The organism is uncultured Enterovirga sp., from assembly GCF_964242715.1.
Lineage (GTDB): Bacteria > Pseudomonadota > Alphaproteobacteria > Rhizobiales > Beijerinckiaceae > Enterovirga.
Genome location: NZ_CAXTAZ010000095.1, coordinates 1 through 6,785, shown reverse-complemented (window position 1 = coordinate 6,785; position 6,785 = coordinate 1). Strand labels below are relative to the sequence as shown.

7 protein-coding genes are annotated in these 6,785 nt (G+C 68.0%); all 7 read left to right on the top strand.

Features of this window, described 5'->3' with window-relative positions; all coding sequences use genetic code 11:
- On the top strand, window positions 1–1,037 hold a 1,037-nt coding region (locus tag ACFE87_RS24395; protein WP_375462257.1), incomplete at its 5' end, for a DUF6537 domain-containing protein.
- Between the two features lie 480 nt (window positions 1,038–1,517).
- A complete protein-coding gene (locus ACFE87_RS24390) occupies window positions 1,518–2,042 on the top strand; it encodes a hypothetical protein (protein ID WP_375462256.1) in 525 nt (174 codons plus the stop codon).
- Window positions 2,043–2,253: 211 nt separating this feature from the next.
- Window positions 2,254–4,230, top strand: coding sequence for an AMP-dependent synthetase/ligase (locus ACFE87_RS24385; protein WP_375462255.1), 1,977 nt, complete (start codon window positions 2,254–2,256; stop codon window positions 4,228–4,230).
- Window positions 4,227–5,030: an ABC transporter ATP-binding protein gene (locus tag ACFE87_RS24380; protein ID WP_375462254.1), complete on the top strand. Its 804-nt coding sequence runs from the start codon at window positions 4,227–4,229 to the stop codon at window positions 5,028–5,030. The genes ACFE87_RS24385 and ACFE87_RS24380 overlap by 4 nt, the downstream gene beginning before the upstream one ends.
- A 78-nt stretch (window positions 5,031–5,108) precedes the next feature.
- Window positions 5,109–5,300 (top strand): CbtB-domain containing protein, encoded by a 192-nt coding sequence (locus tag ACFE87_RS24375; RefSeq protein ID WP_375462253.1) that lies wholly within the window; start codon window positions 5,109–5,111, stop codon window positions 5,298–5,300.
- A 5-nt stretch (window positions 5,301–5,305) separates the two neighbouring features.
- The gene (locus ACFE87_RS24370) at window positions 5,306–6,040 is read left to right on the top strand and encodes a CbtA family protein (RefSeq protein WP_375462252.1); all 735 of its coding nucleotides are present in this window, start codon (window positions 5,306–5,308) and stop codon (window positions 6,038–6,040) included.
- A gap of 41 nt (window positions 6,041–6,081) precedes the next feature.
- On the top strand, window positions 6,082–6,785 hold a 704-nt coding region (locus ACFE87_RS24365; protein WP_375462251.1), incomplete at its 3' end, for a branched-chain amino acid ABC transporter permease.

Sequence of the window (6,785 nt, the reverse complement as noted above, 5' to 3'; positions counted from 1 at the left end):
CGGGCGATTTCGCCCGCAACGCCGATTACTCGCTGCCGGCCGAGCGCCTGAAGCGGGTCATTGCCCAGACGGCCGGCGGCAAGGCCCAGAACGGCCCCGGCGTCTCCTTCGTCGACGCAACGGCGGTGGCACTGGCCCTCCTCGGCAATGCCATCGGAGCGAACATGTTCATGCTGGGCTATGCCTGGCAGACGGGCCGCGTGCCGCTCTCACGGGCGGCCATCCGCCGCGCGATCGAGCTGAACGGCGAAGCCGTGACGATGAATCTCGACGCCTTTGAATGGGGACGCCGCGCCGCGGCCGAGCCGGACGAGGTCGCTCGGCTCGTCGCCGCCACCAAGGCGACCGCCGACAGCCAGGACCTCTCCGAGACGCTGGACGAGGTCATCGCCCGCCGGGTCGCCTTCCTCGCCGACTACCAGGACGCCGCCTATGCCGAGCGCTACCGCGCCCTTGTCGAGCGCACCAGCTCGGCCGAGACCCGGATCGTCCCGACCGCCATGGGGCTCGCCGAGGCGGTCGCCCGCTCACTCTTCAAGCTGATGGCCTACAAGGACGAATACGAGGTCGCTCGCCTCTACACGAACGGCCATTTCGCGAACCAGGTCGCGGCGACCTTCGAGCCGGGCAAGCTGCGCTACGAGGTCCACCTCGCGCCGCCGCTTCTCGCCCGCCGCGACCCGGCGACGGGCGCGCCCCGGAAGATGACGTTCGGGCCCTGGATCCTGACCGTCTTCAAGCACCTGGCCAAGGGCAAGCGGCTCCGCGGCACCGCCTTCGACCTGTTCGGCTACACGGGTGAGCGCAAGCTCGAGCGGCAGCTGATCCGCGACTACGAGGCGATGCTGGACGAGGTCCTCTCCGACCTCACGCCCGCGAACCACGCCGCCGCGATCGGGCTCGCCGCGATTCCCGAGAAGATCCGCGGCTTCGGCCACGTCAAGGCGCGCCACCTCGTGGCCGCGAAGCAGGAGGAGGCGGCGCTGTGGCAGCGCTTCCGCTCGCCGGAACCAAGGCTCGCGGCCGCCGCCGAGTGATGGCCCGACTCGCACCCGGGATGAGCGAGGCGTCTCGGGCGGTTCCGTGACGGCGACGCGATTCTCTCCTCGACGCTCGTCGGCGGCTTTCCGCTCTGCTCGACGCCGTGCGGCGGGAGGTGGCCAGACAGGGACGGACCTGCCCGGTTAGGCGAAGTCCAGCCGGACTGCCGACGGCCTCGGTCCGGCCGTCTTCCTCTTCGGAGAGGTTTCGACCCACTTGTGCGAATGGCGAGGCCTGGGTGCCGCGACTCTCTCCTGCTACAGACGGCGCTCCTGAGCCGAGCACCCGCCAGGCCATGACATCAGGGTGTCAGCCGTCGAATGATCGTCTCGGTCCACGTTCCGAAAACAGCCGGCACCTCTTTCGGAGAACGCCTTTCGGCCACCTTCGGAGACCGGCTGCTTCGGGATTACGGCGACTGGGTGGGCAACGACAGCAGCGAGGCGGTCGAGCGTCGGTCCCGGCGAGCGGCGGACATGCGCGCGCAGCGAGACGAGTTGCTGCAAAACATCGACGTCATCCACGGACACTTCGTCGCCGACAAGTATCTCGGGCTTTTTCCCGCGACTGAGTTCATCGCGTTTTTTCGCGACCCGTACCAGCAGGCCGTGTCGAATTACTGGTACCTCATGCGGCACCCGGAGATCGATCACCCCTCGGTCAGGGACTTTCATCGCGACAAGCCGACCATAACGGATTTCGTTGCGTCGAGGCCGAACGTCCTGTCCGTCTTCTTGGGTCGTCTTGCCGTCGAAGACCTGGCTGCCGTCGGAATCACGGAAAGCTACGACCGCAGCATCGCCCTCATGGAGAAGATCCTCGGCCGCGCCCTCGCGCCCGGCTCTGCGCGCTTGAACGTCAATCCGGAACGTCGGAGCGAATTCTACGCGATCGATGCATCCGTTCGAGAGGCGGTCGACCTCCATCAGGCGGGCGATGTGGAACTCTACAGACGCGCCAGTGAGCGCTTTGCAGCGCTGGTGTCCCGGTACGACATCTAGGCCGGCCGACCCGAAGACGTTCGGATCTGCGCTCGCGACGTCCGGAATGCTGCATTCAGGGCCGAGACACCCGCGGCGCGGCTGGCGGTTCAGGAAGGCTCGACCAACGTCGCACGCCTGCCTCTCGGGACATGGCGAGGCTTGCTTGCTAAGAAGCACTTCGGCTGCGGACGGCGCGCGAAGACGTCGCTTCCGAACCGGAGGACGCTCCTTGACCGAAACGGCCGGCCGCGACGACACCTTCCCGAAGCTCCTGGCCCGCAATGCCCGCGTTCGACCGAACCGTCCCGCGTTCCGGCACAAGGACCTCGGGATCTGGCAGAGCTGGACCTGGCAGGAGGTGCACGAGACCGTGCGGGCCTACGCGCTCGGGCTGTCGGCGCTCGGGGTCGAGGCCGGCAGCAAGGTCGCCGTCATCGGCAACAACCGCCCGCGCCTCTACTGGACGATGGCGGCCGCGCAATGGCTCGGCGCGATCCCGATCCCGATCTATTCGGATTCCGTCGCCGACGAGATGGCCTATGTGCTCGACCACGCCGAGGTCACCCATGCCGTGGTCGAGGACCAGGAGCAGGTCGACAAGCTCCTCTCCGTCGCCGAGCGGCTGCCGACCCTGCACAACATCCTCTACGACGAGGAGCGCGGCCTCCGCGACTACGACCATGCCCGCCTGCAATCGATCGCGCAGGTCATCGCGGCCGGCCAGGAGAAGCTCGCCCGCGACCCCGCCGCCGCCTCCCGCCTCGACGCCTTGCGGGACAAAGGCCGTGGCCAGGACCTCTCCATCATCCTCTACACGTCGGGCACGACGGGCCGCCCCAAAGGCGTGATGCTGACCTACGATAATGTCGTCACCGCAGCCGAGATCGGGTCGAGCTTCGACCGGCTCGACGAGCAGGACGAGATCATAGCGTACCTGCCGATCGCCTGGGTCGGCGACCACATCTTCTCCTACGCCCAGGCCATCCTGGTCGGGCTCTGCGTGAACTGTCCCGAGAGCCCGGAGACGGTCGTGGCCGACCGGCGCGAGATCGGCACCACCTACGCCTTCGCGCCGCCGCGCGTGTTCGAGAACATGCTGACCCTGACGATGGTCCGGATGGAGGACGCCTCGGCGCTGAAGCGGCGCGTGTTCAAGGCCTTCCTGGCCCATGCCGGCCGGGTCGGCGAGCGCATCCTCAACCGGGACAAGGTCGGGCTTTGGGATCGCCTCCTTTATGGGCTCGGCGACATCCTGGTCTTCTCGTCGCTCCGGAACCAGTTCGGCCTGTCCCGGATCAAGGTCGGCTACACGGCTGGCGAGGCGATCGGGCCCGAGATCTTCCGGTTCTACCGGGCGATCGGCGTGAACCTGAAGCAGCTCTACGGGCAGACCGAAGCCTCGGTCTACGTGACCATGCAGCCGGACGGCGAGATCCGGGCCGACACGGTCGGGCGACCGGCGCCGCAGGTCGAGATCCGGATCGACCCGTCGGGCGAGGTCCTCTACCGCTCGCCCGGCACCTTCCAGGGCTATTACAAGGATCCCGAGAGGACGGCCGAGACGAAGACCCCGGACGGGTTCGTGCGGTCGGGCGATGCCGGCTTCTTCGATGCCGAGGGGCATCTCAAGATCATCGACCGGGCCAAGGATGTCGGCCGGATGCAGGACGGGGCGTTGTTCCCGCCGAAATACGTCGAGAACAAGCTGAAATTCTACCCCAACATCAAGGAGGCCGTGGCTTTCGGCGATGGCCGGGACATGGTGACCTGCTTCATCAACATCGACCTTGTCGCCGTCGGGTCCTGGGCCGAGCGCAACACCGTGACCTACGCCTCCTACCAGGAGCTCGCAGCCCATCCGCGCGTCTACGCCATGGTTGCCGAGCACGTGGACGCCGTGAACCGATCGCTCGCGGCCGAGCCCCGCATGGGCGGCGCCCAGATCCGCCGCTTCCTGATCCTGCACAAGGAACTCGACGCCGACGACGGCGAGCTCACCCGCACCCAGAAAGTCCGCCGCGGCTTCATCGCCGACCGCTACGGCCCGCTGATCACGGGCCTCTACGACGGATCGAGCGAGGCCGCGATCCGCACCGAGGTCACCTTCGAGGACGGCCGCAAGGGCATGCTCGCCGCCACCCTCAAGGTGCAGGACATGCCGGCCCACCCGGTCATGGCGGCGCCCGAACTGGCGAGGGCAGCGTGAGAGCCCCCGACGGACCCCTCATCGTGAAAGGCGACGTGATCCTCTCGGTCGAGAACGTCTCGCTCGGCTTCGGCGGCGTGAAGGCGCTGAACGACGTTTCGTTCGAGATCCAGAAGGGCGAGATCCGGGCGATCATCGGTCCGAACGGTGCCGGCAAGACGTCGATGCTGAACTGCATCAACGGCTTCTACCATCCGACCGAGGGCTCGATCACCTTCAAGGGTCAGCGCCGCCCGAAGATGCGGCCGTCCGAGGCGGCGCGCGGCGGCATCGCCCGGACCTTCCAGAACGTCGCGCTGTTCAAAGGCATGACCACGCTCGACAATCTGATGGCCGGGCGCTCGCTGAAGATGCGGCGCGGCCTCCTCTGGCAGGCGCTCCGCGCAGGGCCGGCCATGCGGGAGGAGGTCGAGCATCGCGAAGCCGTCGAGGAGATCATCGACTTCCTGGAGATCCAGGCGATCCGCAAGACGCCCGTCGGAAAGCTGCCCTACGGGCTGCAGAAGCGCGTCGAGCTCGGCCGCGCGCTCGCCATGGAGCCGGACGTCCTCCTCCTCGACGAGCCGATGGCCGGCATGAACCTCGAGGAGAAGGAGGACATGTGCCGCTTCATCCTCGACGTGAACCAGCAATACGGCACCACGATCGCGCTGATCGAGCACGACATGGGCGTCGTCATGGACCTGTCCGACCGCGTCGTCGTGCTCGAATACGGCCGCAAGATCGCCGACGGCACGCCGGCCGAGGTGAAGCGCGACGAGCGCGTGATCGCGGCCTATCTCGGGCAGCAGCACGGGTAGCCGGCCAAGCATGCAGCGCTTGACACCCGCGAGCGACGAACCGCTAGTTTCCACGACCCCGTAGGGCTTGGAGCCGCCATGACCACCGCCACCTCGTCCCGACCCGATCTCGCCGCGGCCGTTACGCCGGCCGTCGAAATCCGCCTTCAGGCGCTTCTCGCCATGGCGATCGGGGTGGTGATCGTCGGCTTCGTCGGGTTCTCGCATCTCGAGGCCGTGCACAACGCCGCCCACGACACCCGGCACGCGAACGCCTTCCCCTGCCACTAACGCCGATGCCCGTCTTTCGCTCGATCGTATTCGCGGCCGCGATCAGTGGCCTCCTGGTCGGCCTTCTGGTGTCCGTCCTGCAGCATCTCGGAACGGTGCCGCTGATCGCGCAGGGCGAGACCTTCGAGAAGGCGCCGGCCCAGCCGGCCGCGGGACACGCGCATGGCGCCGGAGGGAATGGCTCCCCCGCTGCCGCCTCGGTGGCCGCGGACGAGGCCTGGGAGCCTCGGCCGGGGCTGGAGCGGAACGCCTATACCGTCCTCTTCAACATCGTGGAGCGGATCGGCTTCAGCCTGATGCTGGCGGCGGCGCTGATCCTGTCCGGCCGGCCGCTCGGCTGGCGCGAGGGCTTTCTCTGGGGCCTCGCCGGCTTCCTGGTCTTCGTGCTGGCGCCCGGCATTGGCCTGCCGCCGGAATTGCCCGGTATCCCGGCCGCCCCCCTCTGGCCGCGCCAGATCTGGTGGGTTGGGACCGCCCTCTGCACCGGCGCGGGTCTGTGGCTGATCCTCTTCAAGCGCCACCCGGCCGCCGCCATCCTGGGCGTGGCCCTGCTCGTCGCGCCTCATCTCGTCGGCGCGCCGCAGATCGACATCACCGGCAATCCGGTCCCGGCCGCCCTGTCGCACCGCTTCGTCGTCGCGGTCTTCCTGACCACCCTCCTGTCCTGGTCGCTGCTCGGGGCGCTGACCGGCTATTTCGGCCGTCGCTTCCTCGCATCGCCGCAGAGCAGGACGGCGTGACCGCGCCGCTCCTCCCCCTTCCCGTCTGAACCGCGGCCGCGATGGACATCCTCTACAAGGTCTTCGTCGACCCCTTCCTGCAGATGGGCGCCGCGCCCGATCTCCTGGTCCAGACCGTCTGGGAGGGGCTCGTCGCGGGCGTGCTCTACGCGCTGATCGCGCTCGGCTTCGTCCTGATCTTCAAGGCGTCCGGCGTCTTCAACTTCGCGCAGGGCATCATGGTCGTGTTCTCGGCCCTGACGCTCGTCGGTCTCGCCGAGAAGGGGGTTCCGGCCTATCTCGCGCTCGCGATCACGATCGGGATCATGTTCGTGCTCGCGGTCGCGATCGAGCGCGCGGTGTTGCGGCCGCTCGTGAACCAGCCCGACATCATCCTGTTCATGGCGACCTTCGGGCTGACCTATTTCCTGATCGGGCTCGGCGAGATGATCTTCGGCGGCAGCCCGAAGCAGATGATCACCGACGGGCTCGGCCTGCCGCGGGGCGCCGTCGACATCCCGATGCTGGGCGGGGTCGTGTCGCTGCAGAAGATCGACATCGCGGCCGCGATCATCGCCTCGCTGGCGGTCGCGATCCTCGCGGTCTTCTTCCAGAAGACCCGGATCGGCCGGGCGCTGCGGGCCGTCGCCGACAGCCACAAGGCGGCGCTCTCGGTCGGCATCTCCCTGAACCAGATCTGGGTCATCGTCTGGTTCACGGCCGGCATCGTGGCGCTGGCGACCGGAATCATGTGGGGCGCGCGCTC

Excerpts from the sequence above, each read along its gene's own strand:
- ACFE87_RS24390 (WP_375462256.1), top strand. The coding sequence starts at position 1,518 with ATGCGCGCGCAGCGAGACGAGTTGCTGCAAAACATCGACGTCATCCAC.
- ACFE87_RS24375 (WP_375462253.1), top strand. The coding sequence starts at position 5,109 with ATGACCACCGCCACCTCGTCCCGACCCGATCTCGCCGCGGCCGTTACG.
- ACFE87_RS24370 (WP_375462252.1), top strand. The coding sequence starts at position 5,306 with ATGCCCGTCTTTCGCTCGATCGTATTCGCGGCCGCGATCAGTGGCCTC.